The sequence below is a fragment of the Sorangium sp. So ce385 genome (genome assembly GCF_051474135.1).
Taxonomy (GTDB): domain Bacteria; phylum Myxococcota_A; class Polyangia; order Polyangiales; family Polyangiaceae; genus Sorangium; species Sorangium cellulosum_D.
The window spans coordinates 10,416,542-10,433,843 of record NZ_CP150337.1; the positions used below are offsets into that span (position 1 = coordinate 10,416,542).

A 17,302-nucleotide genomic window follows, 5' to 3' on the forward strand; every position below is an offset into this window, starting at 1 on the left:
CACACCGGCGAGCGGCGCTCAGGAGAAGCCCATCGGGCACCGCGCTGCGGGCCGCGGCGCGACGCCCTGAAGCGCCGGATCCGCCTGGCTGCCCTCCACCGCTGCGCCCCCGCCCGCCGCCCTGGGCCTCTCCCGCTCGCCCTCCAGGATCATCGCCATGGCCCCGCTCGGCCCCATGGTGAGCCCGCGGCGCACGTGCTGGATGGGCGCCTGGCTCTCGAGCCGGAGCCGGTATCTCCCGAGGATCGTGCCGAGGACGACCTTCATCTCGTACATCGCGAACGCCGCGCCCAGGCACCGGCGGGCGCCGCCGCCGAAGGCGATGAACTCGAACGGAGAGAACTTCCGATCGAGGAAGCGGGAGGGGCGAAACCGCTCGGGCGACGGGTAGAGATCCTCGCGGCCGTGCAGGAGCAGCGGTGAGGCGGCGACGGACTCGCCGGCCGGTATGGTGTAGCGCCCGAGCTGGAAAGGCCTCTTCGCGACGCGGCCGACGTCGACCACCGGCGGGTGGATGCGCAGCGCCTCCAGACACACCGCCTCCAGGTACGGCAGCGACGCGAGCGCGTCCGGCGCGGGCGACGGGCCGAGCGCGTCGATCTCGGCGACGAGGCGCGCGAGCACGGCGGGCTCGCGGTGCAGCCAGTACATCGCCCACCCGAGCGACATGGCCGTCGTCTCGTGGCCCGCGAACAGGAGCGCGCGGAGCTGATCCGCGATCTCGACGTCGCTCATGGCCCCGCCGTCGTCGTGCCGGGCGCTCATCATCAGGCCCAGGATGTCCTGCGAAGCGTCCCCCGCCGCGCGCCTCCGCTGGACCTCCTCGACCAGCAGCGCCTCGAGCGCCCTGGCCGCGCGCCGGTTGCGCGCATATGGGCCGCAGCCGCCGAACTCACGCCGGAGCGCGGGGAGGACGAAGAAGCTCGGGCTCAGCGAGTCGATGAGCGCGAGCACGGCCTCGCGGGTCCGCCCGACGCGCTCCTCGCCCCTCACGCCGAAGACCACGCGGACGATCACGTCGAGCGCGATCGCCTGCGTGGCCGCGAGCATCGAGAACGAGCGCCCCGGCCGCCACCGCGATGCCTCGCCCAGGCTGATGTCCGCGATCGCTTCGCCATGACCGCGCATCGCGCCGGCGCTGAACGGCGGCCCGAGCAGCTTCCGATCGCGCCGGTGCCGGGCGCCCGCCGTCACGACCACCGAGGTCGTCCCGAAGACCGGCTCGGCCAGCTCGGCGGCCCAGACCCCGAACGTATCGGGGTCGGCCGTGTAGATCGCGCGGATCGCCTCCGGATCGCCCGTGATGGTCAGCGTCCCGTTCGGAGATTTCACGCGGAACGTCGGGCCGTGCTCGGCGGCGTAGCGCTTGAAGATGGGCTCGGAGGAGATGAGTCCAGAGCGGATATAGTCCACGAGGCTGAACGACGTCGGGCCGGGCGGCAGAGATCCCATGTTGCTCCGTGGGTGAGGTGAGGGTCGTGCGGATCCCCGGGCCGGGAGAGCAGGGCTCCGGGGATCCGTACGACACGCGCGCCGGCGCCTGGTTCCGGGAGATCGCCGGCGCGCGCTCAGGCCTGCGGCTCACACCGCCGCACGACCTCGACGACAGCCTCGTCGAGCGGGAGCTCGCGCTGCTGTCCGCCCTCGCGCTCCCGGAGCGCCACGGAGCGGCGCTCGGCCTCGCGCTTGCCCACCACCGCGACCAGGGGGATCGAGGCGGCGTGCGCGAGGGCGATCTTCCGCGACAGCGTATCGTCGCCCGCGTCGAGGATCGCGCGCACCCCCTTTTGCCGGAGGCGCTCGAGAACCTCATCGGCATAGGCGCGCTGCGCGTCTGTCACCGGCACCACGACGACCTGCTCGGGAGATAGCCAGAGCGGCAGCGCGCCCCGGTAATGTTCGAGCAGGATGCCGAGGAAGCGCTCCACGCTGCCGAACAGCGCGCGGTGGAGGATCGCTGGTCGCCGGCGCGCGCCCGAGGCGTCGACATAGGTGATGTCGAAGCGCTCCGGCAGCACGAGATCGAGCTGGATCGTCCCGCATTGCCAGCTCCGGCCGAGCCGGTCGCGCAGCACGAACTCGAGCTTGGGCCCGTAGAAGGCCCCCTCCCCGGGCTGGAGGCGGTACTCGAGCCCCGCGCTCCGCGCCGCGGCGGACAGCGCCGCCTCCGCCCGGTCCCACACGGCGTCGCTCCCGTAGCGCTCGGCGGGGCGCGTCGAGAAGCCGACCGCCATGTCGTGGAAGCCGAAGCCGGCATAGAAGTCGCGCAGCGCGCTCGCGAAACGCACGACCTCGGCCTCGACCTGCTCCTCGACACAGAAGATGTGGCCGTCGTCCTGAGTGAACTGCCGCAGCCGGAACAGGCCGTGCAGCGTGCCGCTCGGCTCGTCCCTGTGCACCATGCCGAGCTCGCCGATCCGGAGCGGCAGATCCCGGTACGACGGCGCCATGCGCGCCACGATCTGCATGTGACCCGGGCAGTTCACGGGCTTGATGGCGGCGGCGTGATCCTCCTCGGACAGCCGAAACATGTTCGAGGAGAAGTTGTCCCAGTGGCCGCTCGCCTTCCAGATCGCCTGCCGCAGGATCACCGGCGTGCGGACCTCTCGATAGCTGTCGCGCATCATCTGGCGCCGGACCGCCTCCTCCAGGACGCGATAGAGCGTGAAGCCGCGCGCGTGCCAGAACACCATGCCAGGCGCCTCCTCCTGGAGGTGGAACAGATCGAGGCGCTGGCCCAGATAACGATGATCGTCTTCGTCGAGCATGTCAGTCTCCGTCGGCAGTGGCCGGGCCAGACGGAGCGCTGAAAAGCGACGTGCCCCGTCCGGAGTCCGGCGGGGCTTGGTGTCTCGTGGTTCGTCAGCTCATCGCATGCACACGAGAACCATCCCGCCGGTGCGGGTAGTGGTCGTCGTGGTCGCGGTGAGGCGGGAGCTCACGAGGGGAGTTTTATCGCGGTGACCTGGGCTCGTCAAGCGGGACGTCCGTGCGTGTTTCGTGCTCCGTGATCGCGCTGTGTCGCGTCGGGGCTGCTTCGGGGAGCCTGGAGAGGATCGCCCGCTCGCCGCCCGTGCCGCTCAGCGCGAGGGCGCGTCCCGCGCGGCCTCGGGGCCGGCCGGCCGGCCGGCGAGGGCGCGGGAGAGGAGCACCGCCCCGGTGAAGAGGTAACCCGAGCAGGACCGGAAGACGTCGTAGGAGCGGCCGATGAACGGGACGCTCCGCAGGATGTCCGTGACGCGCCAGATCTCCTCGTGACGCGTGATCCTGAAGCTCTCGCCTCCATCGATCAGGTCGAACTCGTACGTCAGGATCACCCGCATCGGGTACGCGCAGCGCGGGAACAGCCTCAGGTAGAGGGTGCCGTCGACGACGGCGCGGCCCGCGTCGCGCGGCGCGCAGAGCCGGACGCTCAGCTGCGAGACGTCGAGGTCGAAGCGGGTGCCGCCGCGCGCTCCGGAGAGGTCGACCTGGTACGTCTCGACGCCGCGCACGCGCCGCCACGGACTGACGAACTCGATGCCAGGGGCGAGGTAGGGATAAACCTCCTTCTCCAGCGTCGCGCCCGGAACGCTCGTGTCGTACATGAGGAGCGAGAGGCGCCTGAAGCGGTCCTCGAGGTCGTCGAGCCCGAGGCGCGGCATCGAGGGCATCGTGAACGGGAGGCAGTTCACCTTTGTCGCCATGTCGTGACTCTCCATCTCGGTGCGTTCCCCGCCCGGTGTGAAGCGACGGCGCGGACGGGGAAGATGAAGGCCGAGACGCAATGGACGGGCCGAGGCGGAGCGCGCTCCGGCGCGTGCGCGGCGGCGCGCCGCGTGTGGTCCGCCGCGCACGGCGCTCGAAAGGCCCAGATCTCCGCGCGTCAGCAGGGCGAGAATCGGCGCGCTCGCCGCCGATTGGCCTGGTCGCGGGGGCGTCCGCCGCTATCTTCCCGCGCCGTTCGGCTCGCGAGGGGCGCGGCGTTTCGCGTCACTCTGCAGCCGGTGAGTCACGAGGAGAGGGAGTGTCACGGGTGCTGGAGAGCGCAGCGAGGGCCGCCGGGAGGTTTACGGAGCCGCGCAGGGCGGCGGCGCGGCGGCTCGCCGCCCTCGCAGCCCTCGCCCTCGCCTCGGCGGGGTGCATCGCGCGGGCGGCGCCGGCGCGCGCCGGCCACGGAGACGCCGCCGCGGCGGCGCCGGCGCGCGCCGGTCACGGAGACACCGCCGCGGCGGCGGAACGGCTCTTCCGTGAGGCGGAGTCGCAGGCGAGCCGCCGCCGCGCGATCGGCGTGCAGCTCTTCGTGCTCGACGAGGCCGCGGAGGCCGGCGCCGCGGGCGAGCGCGCCGAGGCCCGGCGGGCGGCGCTCGAGGCGGAGGCCGCGCGGGCGCTCTCGAGGACCGTCGCGGCCTACGCCGCGCTCGTCGACGCGCCGGCGCTGCGCGCGGCGGAGCAGCGGCCCTCGGCGCTCCTCAAGCTCGCGCAGGCGCTCCAGGACAGCGGGGACCTGCGCGGCGCCGAGGCGCGGCTGCGCCAGCTCGCCCTCGAGCACCCGGCGTCGCGCGAGGCGCCCGAGGCCCACCTCGCGCTGGCCAACCTCGCGTTCGCGGCGGGGCGCCTCGACGAGGCCGTGAGCGCCTGCGACGCCGCCCTCCGCGGCGCCGCGGGCGCGGCGCTGCGGAAGCGCGCGCTCTACGTGAAGTCGTGGAGCCTGCGGGGGCTCGGCCGCGGGGGCGCCGTCGAGGAGGCGATGGAGGCGCTGCGCGCCATCGTGCAGCTCGGCCCCGCGCGCGCGGGCTCGCCGGAGGCGACGATCGACGAGGCCGCGGAGCGCGAGCTCGTCGAGCTCTACGCGGCGCACGGCGATCCCGCCCGCGCGCGCGCGTTCTTCGCGGGCGCGGGCGAGCGCGCGGGCGCGCGCCTGCTCGGCGAGGTGGAGGCCCGCGCCGCGCGGCGGCGGCGCCCCGGGACGCTCGATCGTACGACGCTGTGAGCGGCCGCGGCGAGGGTCACCCTTCGCCCGCGTCGACGCGGAACCGCGGCGCCTCGATGCGCTCCCCGCGGCAAGCCGGGCAGCGGCTCGGCTTCGCCAGCGAGCGCCGCTCGTCGAACGCGTAGCCGCACCGCAGGCAGCGCGCCGGCGCGATCGAGAGCCGCTCGCCGCGGGCGCGCAGCGAGCGCGCGAGGTGCTCGAGGTGCGGCGTCACGTCGCGCTCGCGCAGCCCGACGCGCGCGGAGAGCTCCCACGCGGTCGCGGCGCCCCTGCGCAGCTCCTCCAAGAGCGTCTGCCGCACCGTCTCCGACCGGGGCGCTGGGCTCGGCGGTGGCTTCGACTTGCTCATACAATTCCAGATCGTGACACCGCGGCTGCGCCGGTCCACCGCCGGCGATGCCCCCCGCGCGCGCCGCTCGCGCTCCTCGGCCGGTCCACCGCCGGCGACGTGCCCGCGCGCGCCGCCAGCACGCTCCTCGGCCGGTCCACCGCCGGCGACGTGCCCGCGCGCGCCGCCGGCACGCACCTCTGCCGGGCCCGCGCCGCGCGTCGACGCGGCGCGGCCGGGACAGACGGCCTCCGTCTCGCGACGGCAGCGGCGCAGCGCGGCGCGGCAGAGCCCGCGCCGCCATTGCGCGGAACACTCCTCGCACGGAGAATGCCGCTCCGGAGAACCGCAGCGCATGATCCCGTGCCCGTCCGAAGACGCCCTGGCCGCCTGGCTCGAGGGCCGCCTCCCGCACGAGGCCACGGCGACCCTGCGCGCGCACGTCGACGGCTGCGCCGACTGCCGCGCCGCGATCTCGGCGCGCCCGAGCGAGAGCGACGTGGGCGCGCCGCTCCTGCTCCCCTCGACGGAGCACGGCTCCGGCGAGGCCGAGCCGCCGCCGTCGTCCTCGGAGCCGTGGGCGCCGCCCTCGGCCTTCGACGACTACCGCGTGGTCAGGCCGCTCGGCCGCGGGGGCATGGGGCAGGTGTACCTCGCCCACGACGAGGTCCTCGACCGGCCCGTCGCGCTCAAGTTCGTCGCCGCGGACAACCCCGATCCGAGGACCATCGAGCGGCTGCGCGTCGAGGCCCGCGCGATCGCGCGCCTCCAGCACCCCAACGTCGTCGCCGTCTTCCGGATCGGCGAGGTGCGCGGGCGGCCCTACATCGCCTACGAGTTCGTCGAGGGCGAGCCGCTCGAGCTGCTCCCGAAGCCGGTCCCGTGGCAGGCCGCGCTGCGCATCGCGCTCGGCCTCGCGCGCGGGCTCGCCGCGGCGCACCGGCGGGGCGTCCTGCACCGCGACATCAAGCCGGCGAACGTGATGCTCGACGCGAGCGGCGAGGTGAAGCTGCTCGACTTCGGGCTCGCCAAGCTCGTCGACCGGTCCGCCGGCGGCGACGCGGGCCGGCGCGTCTCATCGAGGCCCCCCGGCGCGCCCGCGCGCCGGCCGCTCTCGGACGCGTCGGCGGTGACGACCGCGATCCTCACGCAGCCCGACGCGGCGCCCGCGCTCGACGCCGCCGGCCTGACCCACGGCGGCACGATGATGGGCACGCCGCTCTACCTCGCGCCGGAGCTCTGGACCGGGACCGCCGGCACGCTCCAGTCCGACGTCTACGCGCTCGGGCTGGTCCTCTATGAGCTGTGCGTGGGCCGGCTGCCCCACGCCGGGCTCGACCTGCACGCCATCGCCAGCTGGGTGACGGCGCGCGCGCTCCCGCCGCTCCGCTCGCTCTGCCCCGACGTCCCGGAGATGCTCGCCGCGGTCATCGACCGCTGCGTCCTGCGCGATCCCGGGGCGCGCTTCGCGTCGGCCGAGGAGGTGCAGGCCGCGCTCGAGGAGACCGAGGCGCTCTGCCGCGCGTTCCAGATCGTGCGCTCCGGGCCCGCGTCCGCGGGGTCGCCGGAGACGGACGCGGACGTCGTGGGCGCCTCCTTCGCGCGCCTCGCGCCGCGCGCCGAGGAGCTCGTCTCGCGCTTCTACGAGCGGCTCTTCGACCGGGAGCCGGCGCTCCGGGCGCTGTTCCCGCCCGACATGCGCGAGCAGCGGCTCAAGCTCGCCGCGGCGCTGCAGCTCGTGATCGACAACCTGCGCGCGCCGGACAAGCTGCTCGAGATGCTCGAGGCGCTCGGGCGCCGCCACGCGGCCTACGCCACGCTGCCCGAGCACTTCGACGCCGTGGGCCGGGCGCTGCTCGAGGCGCTCGAGGCGCTCGAAGGCGACGCGTGGACGCCCGCCACCGCGCGGGCGTGGGCGGGCGCGTACGCGCAGATCGCCGAGGCGATGCGGCGCGGGCTCGAGGGCGCGCGGGGGACGGCGGTCTCCTCCGCGCGGGCGCCGGCGCCGCTGCTCGCGGCGGAGACCCGCTTCGCCACGAGCGCGGACGCGAGCCTGGCCTACAGGGCCGCGGGCCACGGGCCGCTCGATCTGGTGCTCGTCCAGGGGTGGGTGACGCACGTGGAGGCCGCGTGGGAGGACGCGCTCATGTCCCGGTTCTTCGCCGAGCTCGGCGCGGGGGCGCGGCTCATCGTGCTCGATCAGCGCGGCACCGGCATGAGCGAGCGCGAGGGCGCCGGCGCCCCCGCCGAGCAGCAGGCCGAGGATCTGCTCGCCGTCCTGGACGCGGCCGGCGTGGAGCGGGCGGCGCTCCTCGGCGTGGGGGGCGGCTTCGCGCCGTGCGCGCTGCTCGCGGCGGCGCACCCGGCGCGGGCGCGCGCGCTGATCGCGCTCGGCAGCGCGGCGCAGATGGCGGCCTGGCCCGGGTGCCTCTTCGGCCTCGCCGGCGAGGACGCCGAGGAGGCCGAGCGCGCGCTGCGGAGCGGCTGGGGCGAGCCGCTCTTCCTCGATCGCCTCGCCCCCTCGGCCGCGGAGGACGCCGCGTTCCGGCGCTCCTGGGCCGCGTACCTGCGCCACGGCGCGAGCCCGAGCGGGGCGGCGCGCATGCTCCGGGCGCACGCGGCGGCCGACCTCCGGTCGGCGCTGGGCCGGGTGAGCGCCCCGTCGCTGGTGCTGCACCGGGCCGGCGATCGGGCCGTCCCCGCGGCGGCGGGGCGCGACCTGGCGAGCCGCATCCGCGGCGCGCGCTATGTCGAGCTGCCGGGCGACGATCACCTGCCCTTCGTCGGCGCGTCGCGGCCGCTGCTCGCCGAGCTGCGGGCCTTCCTCGACGCAGAGGCCGCCGGGGCGAGCACCGTCTCGAGCTTCGTGCCGCCCGCGGCGCTCGGCACCTCCGGCGCCGCTTCCGGCGATTGACGCGTGACGCGCTGCCCCGAGCACGTCGTGAGTCGATGAACGTCCTCCGGCGCCGCGACGGCGGACGTCCATCGACTCGCGCTGCGGGGCTCGTGTGGGGAATATGCCGCTCGCGCGGAGCGCCGCCGGACCGGCGCTCGCCCCTCGGGCGCTCGCGCTCGCTCAATGGGTGTTCGAGCCCATTCGAGCGCCGCGCGAAAGCGCTCGAATTCAGCGCGCAGCGCCGCTCTCTCCGGTTTTGCCCGATATCACTTGAGAGATCTCCTTATCTATCTAGCGTGTTGCGCAAAGACGGTATCCGCCTTGCCGGTGCATGATTCGACCGCTAACTTGAATTGATGAATATGTGGACACGCGCGCTCACCTGGGGCTGCGCCTTGATCGGCGCGCTCGCGAGCGCTTGCTCCGGGACGGAGCAGGGCGCTCCTGCCGCAGCGTCGAGCGCGACGACGGATGCGGACGGCGGGGGCGGCGAGGGCGGCGCCGGGGGCGCGGGCGAGGGCGGCGCCGGGGGCACGGGCGAGGGCGGCGCCGGGAGCGCGGGCGAAGGCGGCGCCGGGAGCGCGGGCGAGGGCGCTGGCGGCGGCGACGAGGGCGCGGGCGGCGAGGCGGGCGGCGGTGGCTGTCCTCCCGGAGAGGAGGGCTGTCCGTGCGGGTCTCTCGGCGAGTGCGCCGGCGAGCTCCGCTGCGCGGACGGCGTGTGTATCTCGGGCTGCGGCTGCACCGACGGATACGCCATCGTCGACGGCGAGTGCGTCTGGCAGGGAGGCCCGCAGGATCCCTCGTTCCAGAGCGCGGACGCCTGGAGCGCCACGGGCGCCGCGCTCATCGAACCCGAGGCCGAGGGCAACGGCAACCCGGGGGCCGGGGTCATCGGCCGGGGCGCGGTGTGCCAGATGGCGGGCTTCTCTCAGCGGCTCACGATGCCGGACCTCGCGTGCGCCGAGCCGCTGCTCCTCACGTTCGCCGCGCACGTCGCCTGCGACGCCGGCATGGACTGCATCGGTCCCCCGGGCGTCGGGGTCCGCATCAACGGCGGTTTCACGAACCTCGATCTCATGCCCTCTTCGTCCTTCGCCCCGCAGCGCGTCTGCCTGGGAGAGCGCGCCTATGGCGGGCAGATCGAGCTGCTCCTCGGGCCCTCCCGGAGATCCCCCCAGTGCGACGAGGAGGCCGGACAGGGGTATATCCTGGCCTTCGATGACGTCGCGATTCGACCGGATGAGATGAGCGACTGTCCCCTGCCGGGCCAGGTGCTGAACGGCGACTTCGAGGCAGGCGACGCGGGCTGGACGGCGAAGCCGGAGAACGGCGTCTCCGAGGTCACGAGCGGCCTCGGCCAGGGCGGCGGCAAGGGCGGGCACATCGGCACCACGCACTTCTGCCAGTATCCCTCGCTCGAGGGCACGGTCTCGGCCCCGTTGCCCTCCCCCGCGCTGCCGAACCCGGCGCTCCGCATCTGGAGCCAGGGCAGCCCAGGCGCGATCGTCAACGTCACGCTGAGCACGCACCAGCTGACGGCGCTGACGGGCACGGGCGAGGCGCAGGTCTCGCACATCTGCTTGCCCCGGTGGGCGCTCGGCATGGCGCACAGGCTCGCCTTCGCCTACCGGAACCGGAACAGCCAGCCGTGCACGGACGAGAACCAACGCGACTTCGCGGTGGATGAGCTCGCCTTTGTCTCCGACGATCGGTGCCCCGGGGACGCGCCGCTGTTCGACCCCGGCTTCGAGAACGCCGGCGCCGGCGCGAGCCTCTCGCCGGCGTGGGTCCTGAACGCGGAGGATCCGTCGCGCGGCAGCGCCAGGCTCGCCGTCGACGCCGCCGCCGCGCACTCCGGCGACGTCTCGCTCTCGCTGTCCGTGAAGAAGCCGTGCCGGGAGCCGTCGGCCTCCACCGTGTTCACGGTGCCCGAGCCCGAGGGGACGGCCGGCCCGGCGCTGAAGTTCTGGTACCGCACGAGCGACCTCCGCGCGGCGACCGCCTCCTCGACCCCGGGCGCCGCCCTCCCTGCGAGCGAGCGCTGGACGCAGCGGACGATCTGCCTGGATCCGCGCACGGCGGGCAGGCCGCAGCACCTCTCCTTCAAGCTGGGGGCCAGCGGCGTCTGCGACGAGCCGCTCGGCCAGGAGACGCTGCACGTCGACGACGTCGAGGCGACGACCGACCCTTCCTGCCCGGCCGCGCCGCCCCCCTGAGCTCCCGGCCCCCGGCGCGGTCGTCGCGCCGTCGTTGCGCCGTGCCGCGCGCCGCTCGGCTCAGCCGCGCTTGCGCCCTACCAGGATGACGATCGGATACGCGAAGCGCACCTCGTCCCCCCGGAGCTCTGCGCCGACGCCGAGCGCGTCGACGCCGACGTCGGCGCGGTAGAGGGCCCGGAGCCGGTCCGCCCCGCCGGGCTCCGGGAAGGAGGCCCGGAGCGCGGCCTCGAGCTCCACCTCGAGCCTGTACCGCGCGGTCGTCTCGATCTCGAGCCCCGCCGCGCCGAACAGGGCGCCGAGCTCGCGCTCGGTGTGCGCGCGCGCGTGCGACGGATCGCGGATCTTCTCGGCGGCGTCGTACGCGTCCCGCTTGTCCTCGGCGGGCGCGACGTCGATCACCGCGACCCGCCCGTTCCTCTGGCACACGCGGGCCATCTCGCGCAGCGTCACGAGCGGATCCAGCAGGTGGTGGAAGCTGTAGCGGGTCGTGACGACGCGAAAGCTCTCGTCCGGATAGGGCAGCCGGCTCGCGTCGCCGAGCTCCCAGGTGACGTTGGAGAGCCCGAGGCTCGCCTGTCGCTTCCGCGCCTCGTCCAGCATCGCCGGGACGATGTCGAGCCCCCGCACGCTCGCCACGCGCGGCGCGAGCGCGCAGGCGACGATGCCCGGCCCGCAGGCGACGTCGAGGGCCGTGTCGCTCGGCGCCGGCGCGAGCGCGTCGAGCAGCAGCGCCATGGCGGATTCGGCCGAGTGGGCGGGGACCTCGGCGAACGGCCTCGCCTGCCTTGTGAACTGTTCCTGGATCAGCGCATCATGCTTGGTGGGATCGGCTTGGCTCATGGGGCACGAGGGTGGACCACCTCCGTCTTTACGGCTGCCGGCGACAGGACAAAGATCGTCGCCGAGAGGCCACGCCGTGCAAGCCCGCGTCATGACCCCCACGGAGACCGCCGAGCACCTCGCCAGGCTCGGGCTCGACAAGGTCCCCGCGCGCGCGTTCTCCTATGAAGACGAGCTGCCGGGCGCCGCCTACGCCTGGCACACGCACGCGCGCCACCAGCTGCTCTGTCCCCTGGCCGGCACGGCGCGCCTCGACGTCGAGGACGCGTCCTTCCTGCTCCCCCCGCAGCGCGCCGCGCTCATCCCCGCGGGCGAGCCGCACGCGACCACCCGTCGCGACGCGTCGATCGTCTCGATCTATTTCGAGCCCGCGGCGTTCCCCTCCCCCCTCGCGGCCGTGAGGGTCTTCGAGGTGACCGCGCTCCTGCGCGAGATGGTGATCTACGCGCGCCGCTGGCCGGTCGCGCGGCGCCCGGACGACGCCGCGGCCGACACCTTCTTCGCGGCGATGGCGGATCTCATCGCGCCGCTCCTCGATCGCGGCGCCACGTACCGGCTGCCCCGCGGCAGGACGCCGCCGGTGCAGCGGGCGATCGCGTGCGCGCTCGGCGACGTCGCGGGCGCGGATCTCGCGCGGGCCGCGGCCTTCGCCGGGGCGACCGAGCGCACGCTCCGGCGGCGGTTCCGCGAGGAGACCGGCGTCACGTGGCGCGCCTTCGTCACGCGCGCGCGCGTGCTCCGGGCGCTCGACCTGCTCTCCGGCCCGAGCGCCAGCGTCACGCAGGTCGCGGTCGACGTCGGCTTCCAGAGCCTCGGCGCGTTCGCCGCCGCGTTCCGCGCCGTGACCGGCCAGACGCCGAGCGAGTTTCGCAGGACCGCGCCGCCCTGGCCGGGCGGCGATGGCCACAGCAGCTGGCCCGAGCCGACCTGACGGCGCAGGAGACGCGCCCGGCGAGCGTGGATCCGGACCGCGGCCGCGCGCGCCGCCCCAGCAGCGCGCGCCGCGCGATCCCGCGCTACTGCGTGATCGCCTTGAGGTCGAGCATCTCCTCGACGCTCGGCACCACGATGAGGTCGCACCGGCGGTTCTTCTGCCGCCCCTCGTCCGTGTCGTTCGTCGCGACCGGGTCGGTGTCCGCGAAGCCCGCCGCGCTCCATTTCGCGACCGGGAGCGCGCCCCCGCCGCCCTTCACGTCGGCCGGGCTGACCAGGTACAGCAGCACCTCGCGCGCGCGCATCAGCGACAGGCCCCAGTTGTCGCGGAACTGACCGCCCGCGAGCGGCTTGTTGTCGGTGTGGCCGGCGACCTGGTAGTAGCGGTTGAGCAGCGACGGGTCGTTCCGGACGACCGTCGCCACCTTGAGGAGGATCTCCTTGCCCTCCTTCTTCAGCGTCTCGCGCCCGGAGTCGAAGAGGACGTCCCCCGGCAGCGAGATGACCATCCGGTTGTTCCGGATGTTCACCGCGAGGCCGAGCTTCGTGAGCTCGTCCAGCTTCTTCCGGAGCGTCTCGAAGCGCGCCTTGATCTGCTCCAGCTGGCGGGCGCGGGCCTTGAACTCGGCGAGCGCCTTCTCGCGCTCCTCGAGCGTCGAGCTCAGCTGCGACACCTGCGTGCTCGTCGCCTGGAGGTTCTCGTTCAGCTTGCTGATGTCGACGCCGGCCGCCTCGAGCTGCTTCGTCAGCTCCGCGACCTTCGCCTGCTCCACCTCGAGCGCCTTCTGCGTCTCGGCGAGGCGTTGCTCCGTGCTCTGCTGCTGGCTCTGAAGGCGGCTGTACTTGTCGAGCTGGGCCTTCCACTCCTCCTCGGAGTAGCCGCACCCCAGCGAGAACGACGCGATCACGGCAGGCAGGAAGGCCGCGAAAGCGAGGCGGCGACCTTTCAAGACACGAGGGTGCATGAGCACGCTCCTTCACTCTAGTTGGTGAACATCGGCGGGGGCGGATGGCCCGGCCCGCGCCCGGTTCCAGGGGACAGCGGCCCGTCAGGCCGTGCGGGGGCGTACCCTAGCGAGGTCGGCCGCGGTTGTAAAAGGCGCATCGCACCACCTCCCCCGGTCGCCCCGCGCGCCTCCCCGGCGTGGCGCGCCCGTCGGCGTCGGCCGTTGCGCGGCGCGCGCCGCCAGGGAGGCGCCCGCTCGGGCTCGCTTGCCCATTGTTCCCGCCAGCACACCTGCTAAGGGGACGGACCATGGCCTATCGCATCACGTTGATCCCCGGCGACGGCATCGGCCCGGAGGTCGTGAAGGCGACTCAGGACGTGGTCTCCGCCGCCGGCGTCGCCGTCGACTGGGAGATCCACCACGCGGGCATCGAGGTGGCGAAGCTGACGGGCTCGCCGCTCCCCCTCCCCGTCATCGACGCCGTGCGGAAGAACCGGATCGCCCTCAAGGGCCCGGTGACCACGCCGATCGGCGGCGGGTTCCGGTCGGTCAACGTGACGCTCCGGCAGACGCTCGACCTCTACGCCAACGTGCGGCCGATCCGCAGCCTGCCGGGCGTCGAGCCGCGGTTCGACGTCGACATGGTCATCGTGCGCGAGAACACCGAGGGGCTCTACGCCGGGCTCGAGCTCATGATCCTGCCCGGCGTGGCCCAGAGCATCAAGCTCACGACCGAGCGCAGCTCGACGCGCATCGCCGAGTTCGCGTTCCGGTACGCGAAGCAGCACGGCCGGAGCAAGGTGACCATCGTCCACAAGGCCAACATCATGAAGCTCTCCGACGGCCTGGCGCTCGACTGCGCGCGGCGCGTCGCCGTCGGTCACCCCGAGGTCCAGCTCGGCGAGATGATCGTGGACGCGGCGGCCATGACCATGGTCCGCGAGCCCAACAAGCTCGGGGTGCTCGTGACGGAGAACCTGTACGGCGACATCCTCTCGGATCTCGGCGCCGGCCTGGTCGGCGGCCTCGGGATCGTGCCCGGCGCGAACATCGGCGACGAGGCCGCGGTCTTCGAGGCGGTGCACGGGTCGGCGCCGGACATCGCGGGCAAGGGCTACGCGAACCCGACGGCGCTCGTGCAGAGCGCCGTGATGATGCTGCGGCACCTCGGCGAGCACGAGGCCGGCGACCGGATCGAGCGCGCGCTCACCGCCGTCTACCGCGCCGGCCAGGTGCGCACCCGCGACCTCGGCGGCGCCGCGAGCACCGACGACTTCACCCGCGCGCTCTGCGCGGAGATCGAAAGGCCTCGCGCGGAGGCGTAGCGGCGGGCATCCTGATCCCGCGGACGTGGGATCTGCCTGGACGTGGCTGCTCGAGCGGTGCGCCGAGATCGTCGGCGTGACGGACGGGGCTGCCGGCTCGGCGGGCGACGCCGCGCGGCGCCGGCGTCGGCTGACGCTCGCCCTCCTGCTCTCGCTCCTCGTCGGGGCGAGCTGCCTCCTCGGCGAGCGCTGGGGCGCGAAGGGCCTGCTCCCCGCGGTCGCGCTCTTCCTGCTCGCGGTGCAGGCCACGCGCGCCGTCCTCGCCGCGCGCGCGTCGGTGTGGCGCGCCGCCGCTCTCGAGCTCGAGGACCCCGCGCAGCGGCCGAGCGAGCGCGCGGATCCGTGGTTCTCGCCGCCGACGGCGCGGGCCCTCTGCGCGCTGGCCGCCGTGATCGACGCCGCGCGCCGCGAGCGCTACGCGATCGCGCTGGAGCGGCTCCCGCACGTCGATCGGGCCGCGCTCCGGCCCGACGAGGCGCGGCTGCTCGACGCGGCGCGGGCGCTGCTCTCCCTCGGCCTCGGCGATCCGGCGCGCGCGGCGCAGCAGGCGATCGTCGCGCTGCCCACCGGGATCGACGCCATCGACGCGCGGCTCGGCCGCGTGGTGCTCGCCGACGCGTGGAAGAGCCCCGCGCGGCTCGAGGCGATCGAGCGCGCGTGGCGGAGCGAGCTCCGGAGCGGCGCGACGTCCGAGGCGCTGGAGCGCCTCCTGTCCCTGTCGCGGCTGCGCTTCGCGCCGCAGGCGCTCGAGGCGCTCAAGCCCGCCGAGGCGCGCGAGCTGTCGACCGAGGCGTGGTCGATCGGCGAGGAGGAGCTCGCCGCGGCGCTCGAGGCCCGCGCGCGGGGCGGCGTCTACCGCTGAGCCTCGGTCTCGGGCCGGCGGCTCGATTTCAGGGCAGCGGCTCGCGCGGCACGGCGGGCGCGGTCTCGCGCACGAGGCGGACGCCGCCGAGCGAGATCTCGACCACCGCGGCGAGCCGCTCGGCGACGAGCCGCTCGGCGGAGGGCCCCGCGGCGCGCGTCTCGGCGACGAAGGCGAAGCAGCGCCGGCCGGAGCCGCCGAAGGCGACCGCGAAGCCGTCGATCGGCGCGCCGGGCGGGGCGTCGGCGACGCCGATCGCCACGACGGTGTCGAAGCCCTCGGGCACGTCGATCCGGCGCTCCACGGCGGTGAGGCTCTGGTCGGGGCGCGGCAGGTCGCGCCAGAGCCGCGCGCGCGCCTCGCACGCGGCGCGGCTCGCGCGGCCGTCCTCGCGCCAGGTGCGGACGAGCAGCGACGTCGACGACGCGGCGTGGGTCGCGACGAGCCAGGGGCCTTCGCCGTCCTCGACGCGGAAGCCGCGCGCGTCGGGCAATGGGAGCAGGAGATCGAAGCGATCCGAGCGGTACTCGCCGAGCTCGCCGTCGCCGAGCGAAGGCGGGGGCGGTGGCGGCGCGGGCCTCGGCGGCGGCGTGGGCGGCGCGGCCGGGGCCGGCGCGCACGCGGGCAGCAGGGCGAGCAGCGCCGCGGCCAGCAGCAGGGCGCGGCGCGCCGCGCGCGCGGCCGGCAGCAGACCGCCGCGCGTGGCGCGCGCGTCCGGCCGCCGCGCGTGCCCCGGCGTCTTGGCAGGCTCCGCGCGCGCCTCCGGCCTCATCGCGCGAGCAGCACGAGCAAGGCGCCGGCGCCGCCCTCGGCGTCCGGCGCCGTCGCGAACGCGGCGACGTGGCGGGCGACGCGGCCGTTGCTGAGCCAGGCGGCGATCTCGCCGCGGAGCACGGCGTGGCCGCCGGGCGAGTGGTTGCCCTTGCCGTGGACGATGGCGACGACGCGATCGCCGTCGCGCTGGCGCTTGCAGACGAAGGCCTCGACGGCCTCGCGGGCCGCCTCGAGCCTCAGGCCGTGCAGGTCGAGGGTGCCGTCGACGGCGTAGCGGGCGCGCCGGAGCCGCCGGAGCTCGCGCGGATCGACGTCGAGACGCCTGCCCTCGATGCGCGCGCTGTCGTCCGTGGTCTCGAACTTGATGCCCTCGATGACGAGCGAGCGCATGCGCGAGCGCGCTTCCTCGTCCGGATCGGACGCGATCGTCGGCAGCGCGGCGCGCTCGACGCGGCTCGCGGTGACCGGGATCCGGTTCACGCGGTCCTCGAGCACGCGGACGCCTGCCATGTAGATGGCGAACGTCTCGGGGTCGACGGGCCGCGGGGCCGGCTCCACGCCTGCCTGCGCCGCCGCGCCGGCGGACGCCTTCGCCCTGGCCTTCGCCTCGGGCTCCGCCTTCGCCCTGGCCTTCGCTTCGGGCGCCGCGGCCGCCTTGGCCTTCGCTTCGGGCGCGGCGGCCTTGGCCTTCGCTTCGGGCGTCGCGGCCGGCTTGGGCTTCGGCTTCGTCAGCTGCCGGAGCGTGGAGAACGGCTGGTAAAACGCCTCATTCGCCTTGTGCGCCGCCGCCTTCGCGGCCCGCCCCGGGCTGGCCGTCGCTCTCGGGTCTCTCTCGCGCTTCGCGCCCTTCGCCATCCCCCAGAACATCGCGCGCGAGACCGCGGAGCGCAAACCGAACGGCCTCGATGCCGGCGAGCTGCCCGTCCTCGAAGTGCCAGTCGGGGTCGTCGAGGCCGGGGAAGTCGTGCGGGTTGCGGATGTCCTCGGCCGTGAGCGTGGGGATGAGGCGCCGCGCGAGCTCGACGACCTTGCTCCGCTGCGCCTCCTCCATGGCCGCGAGCAGCTCGAAGATGCGATGGAAGAGCTCGGCGGGCGGGAGGGCGGCTTGCCGGGCGCCGGGCCCGGCTGCATCGGGAGAGGGCATCGGGCGCAGGATACTTCATCGGACCGGAGCCGCCGCTCGGACCGCTCACGGCGCGCCGCCGC

General features: G+C 74.8%; 15 protein-coding genes. 6 read left to right on the forward strand and 9 right to left on the reverse strand.

Features of this window, described 5'->3' with window-relative positions; genetic code table 11:
• Positions 1-18 precede the first annotated feature (18 nt).
• The 3 genes from WME83_RS38110 to WME83_RS38120 all read right to left on the reverse strand — a co-directional run bounded on the left by WME83_RS38110 (position 19) and on the right by WME83_RS38120 (position 3,686).
• Positions 19-1,452: a cytochrome P450 gene (locus WME83_RS38110; RefSeq protein ID WP_437314614.1), complete on the reverse strand. Its 1,434-nt coding sequence runs from the start codon at positions 1,450-1,452 to the stop codon at positions 19-21.
• Between the two features lie 116 nt (positions 1,453-1,568).
• Positions 1,569-2,768 (reverse strand): threonine--tRNA ligase, encoded by a 1,200-nt coding sequence (gene thrS / locus WME83_RS38115; protein WP_437314615.1) that lies wholly within the window; start codon positions 2,766-2,768, stop codon positions 1,569-1,571.
• 312 nt (positions 2,769-3,080) lie between these two features.
• On the reverse strand, positions 3,081-3,686 hold the full coding sequence (locus WME83_RS38120; protein ID WP_437314616.1) for a hypothetical protein: 606 nt from the start codon (positions 3,684-3,686) through the stop codon (positions 3,081-3,083).
• Positions 3,687-4,006: 320 nt separating this feature from the next.
• Between WME83_RS38120 and WME83_RS38125 the strand changes: the two genes are divergently transcribed.
• Positions 4,007-4,972, forward strand: coding sequence for a tetratricopeptide repeat protein (locus WME83_RS38125; protein ID WP_437314617.1), 966 nt, complete (start codon positions 4,007-4,009; stop codon positions 4,970-4,972).
• A 16-nt stretch (positions 4,973-4,988) separates the two neighbouring features.
• On the opposite strand, the gene WME83_RS38130 is transcribed toward WME83_RS38125, so the two are convergent.
• Complete coding sequence (locus WME83_RS38130) at positions 4,989-5,321, reverse strand: transcriptional regulator (protein ID WP_020739491.1); 333 nt, start codon at positions 5,319-5,321, stop codon at positions 4,989-4,991.
• 334 nt (positions 5,322-5,655) lie between these two features.
• Between WME83_RS38130 and WME83_RS38135 the strand changes: the two genes are divergently transcribed.
• Complete coding sequence (locus WME83_RS38135) at positions 5,656-8,214, forward strand: alpha/beta fold hydrolase (protein ID WP_437314618.1); 2,559 nt, start codon at positions 5,656-5,658, stop codon at positions 8,212-8,214.
• A gap of 338 nt (positions 8,215-8,552) precedes the next feature.
• On the forward strand, positions 8,553-10,412 hold the full coding sequence (locus WME83_RS38140) for a hypothetical protein (protein ID WP_437314619.1): 1,860 nt from the start codon (positions 8,553-8,555) through the stop codon (positions 10,410-10,412).
• A gap of 60 nt (positions 10,413-10,472) precedes the next feature.
• Here WME83_RS38140 and WME83_RS38145 read toward each other — a convergent pair whose 3' ends face one another.
• Positions 10,473-11,255 carry a class I SAM-dependent methyltransferase gene (locus WME83_RS38145; protein WP_437314620.1) on the reverse strand — a complete coding sequence of 261 codons (783 nt, stop codon included), beginning with the start codon at positions 11,253-11,255 and terminating at the stop codon, positions 10,473-10,475.
• 91 nt (positions 11,256-11,346) lie between these two features.
• Here WME83_RS38145 and WME83_RS38150 point away from each other — a divergent pair, with 91 nt between their 5' ends.
• Positions 11,347-12,186 (forward strand): AraC family transcriptional regulator, encoded by an 840-nt coding sequence (locus WME83_RS38150; RefSeq protein WP_437314621.1) that lies wholly within the window; start codon positions 11,347-11,349, stop codon positions 12,184-12,186.
• Between the two features lie 85 nt (positions 12,187-12,271).
• Here the strand turns inward: WME83_RS38150 and WME83_RS38155 are convergent, their stop codons facing one another.
• Positions 12,272-13,153, reverse strand: coding sequence for an OmpA family protein (locus tag WME83_RS38155; RefSeq protein ID WP_437314622.1), 882 nt, complete (start codon positions 13,151-13,153; stop codon positions 12,272-12,274).
• Positions 13,154-13,443: 290 nt separating this feature from the next.
• On the opposite strand from WME83_RS38155, the gene WME83_RS38160 reads away from it, so the two are divergent.
• Both WME83_RS38160 and WME83_RS38165 read left to right on the forward strand, forming a co-directional pair.
• Complete coding sequence (locus tag WME83_RS38160) at positions 13,444-14,460, forward strand: isocitrate/isopropylmalate dehydrogenase family protein (protein ID WP_437314623.1); 1,017 nt, start codon at positions 13,444-13,446, stop codon at positions 14,458-14,460.
• A 25-nt stretch (positions 14,461-14,485) separates the two neighbouring features.
• On the forward strand, positions 14,486-15,322 hold the full coding sequence (locus WME83_RS38165; RefSeq protein ID WP_437314624.1) for a hypothetical protein: 837 nt from the start codon (positions 14,486-14,488) through the stop codon (positions 15,320-15,322).
• 28 nt (positions 15,323-15,350) lie between these two features.
• On the opposite strand, the gene WME83_RS38170 is transcribed toward WME83_RS38165, so the two are convergent.
• Genes WME83_RS38170 through WME83_RS38180 form a run of 3 tightly spaced genes read right to left on the reverse strand, consistent with a single transcriptional unit; the run spans position 15,351 to position 17,240 of the window.
• Positions 15,351-16,094 carry a hypothetical protein gene (locus tag WME83_RS38170; RefSeq protein ID WP_437314625.1) on the reverse strand — a complete coding sequence of 248 codons (744 nt, stop codon included), beginning with the start codon at positions 16,092-16,094 and terminating at the stop codon, positions 15,351-15,353.
• Positions 16,091-16,951, reverse strand: coding sequence for a Smr/MutS family protein (locus WME83_RS38175; protein WP_437314626.1), 861 nt, complete (start codon positions 16,949-16,951; stop codon positions 16,091-16,093). The genes WME83_RS38170 and WME83_RS38175 overlap by 4 nt, the downstream gene beginning before the upstream one ends.
• Positions 16,863-17,240, reverse strand: a complete 378-nt coding sequence (locus WME83_RS38180) for a hypothetical protein (protein WP_437314627.1) — start codon at positions 17,238-17,240, stop codon at positions 16,863-16,865. Before WME83_RS38180 ends, WME83_RS38175 begins: the two co-directional genes overlap by 89 nt.
• Between the last annotated feature and the right edge of the window lie 62 nt (positions 17,241-17,302).

Coding starts and splice junctions, on each gene's coding strand:
- WME83_RS38110 (WP_437314614.1), bottom strand. CDS start 1,452: ATGGGATCTCTGCCGCCCGGCCCGACGTCGTTCAGCCTCGTGGACTAT.
- WME83_RS38155 (WP_437314622.1), bottom strand. CDS start 13,153: ATGCACCCTCGTGTCTTGAAAGGTCGCCGCCTCGCTTTCGCGGCCTTC.
- thrS (WP_437314615.1), bottom strand. CDS start 2,768: ATGCTCGACGAAGACGATCATCGTTATCTGGGCCAGCGCCTCGATCTG.
- WME83_RS38180 (WP_437314627.1), bottom strand. CDS start 17,240: ATGCCCTCTCCCGATGCAGCCGGGCCCGGCGCCCGGCAAGCCGCCCTC.
- WME83_RS38175 (WP_437314626.1), bottom strand. CDS start 16,951: ATGGCGAAGGGCGCGAAGCGCGAGAGAGACCCGAGAGCGACGGCCAGC.
- WME83_RS38140 (WP_437314619.1), top strand. CDS start 8,553: ATGAATATGTGGACACGCGCGCTCACCTGGGGCTGCGCCTTGATCGGC.
- WME83_RS38135 (WP_437314618.1), top strand. CDS start 5,656: ATGATCCCGTGCCCGTCCGAAGACGCCCTGGCCGCCTGGCTCGAGGGC.
- WME83_RS38160 (WP_437314623.1), top strand. CDS start 13,444: ATGGCCTATCGCATCACGTTGATCCCCGGCGACGGCATCGGCCCGGAG.
- WME83_RS38145 (WP_437314620.1), bottom strand. CDS start 11,255: ATGAGCCAAGCCGATCCCACCAAGCATGATGCGCTGATCCAGGAACAG.
- WME83_RS38120 (WP_437314616.1), bottom strand. CDS start 3,686: ATGGCGACAAAGGTGAACTGCCTCCCGTTCACGATGCCCTCGATGCCG.
- WME83_RS38130 (WP_020739491.1), bottom strand. CDS start 5,321: ATGAGCAAGTCGAAGCCACCGCCGAGCCCAGCGCCCCGGTCGGAGACG.
- WME83_RS38150 (WP_437314621.1), top strand. CDS start 11,347: ATGACCCCCACGGAGACCGCCGAGCACCTCGCCAGGCTCGGGCTCGAC.
- WME83_RS38170 (WP_437314625.1), bottom strand. CDS start 16,094: ATGAGGCCGGAGGCGCGCGCGGAGCCTGCCAAGACGCCGGGGCACGCG.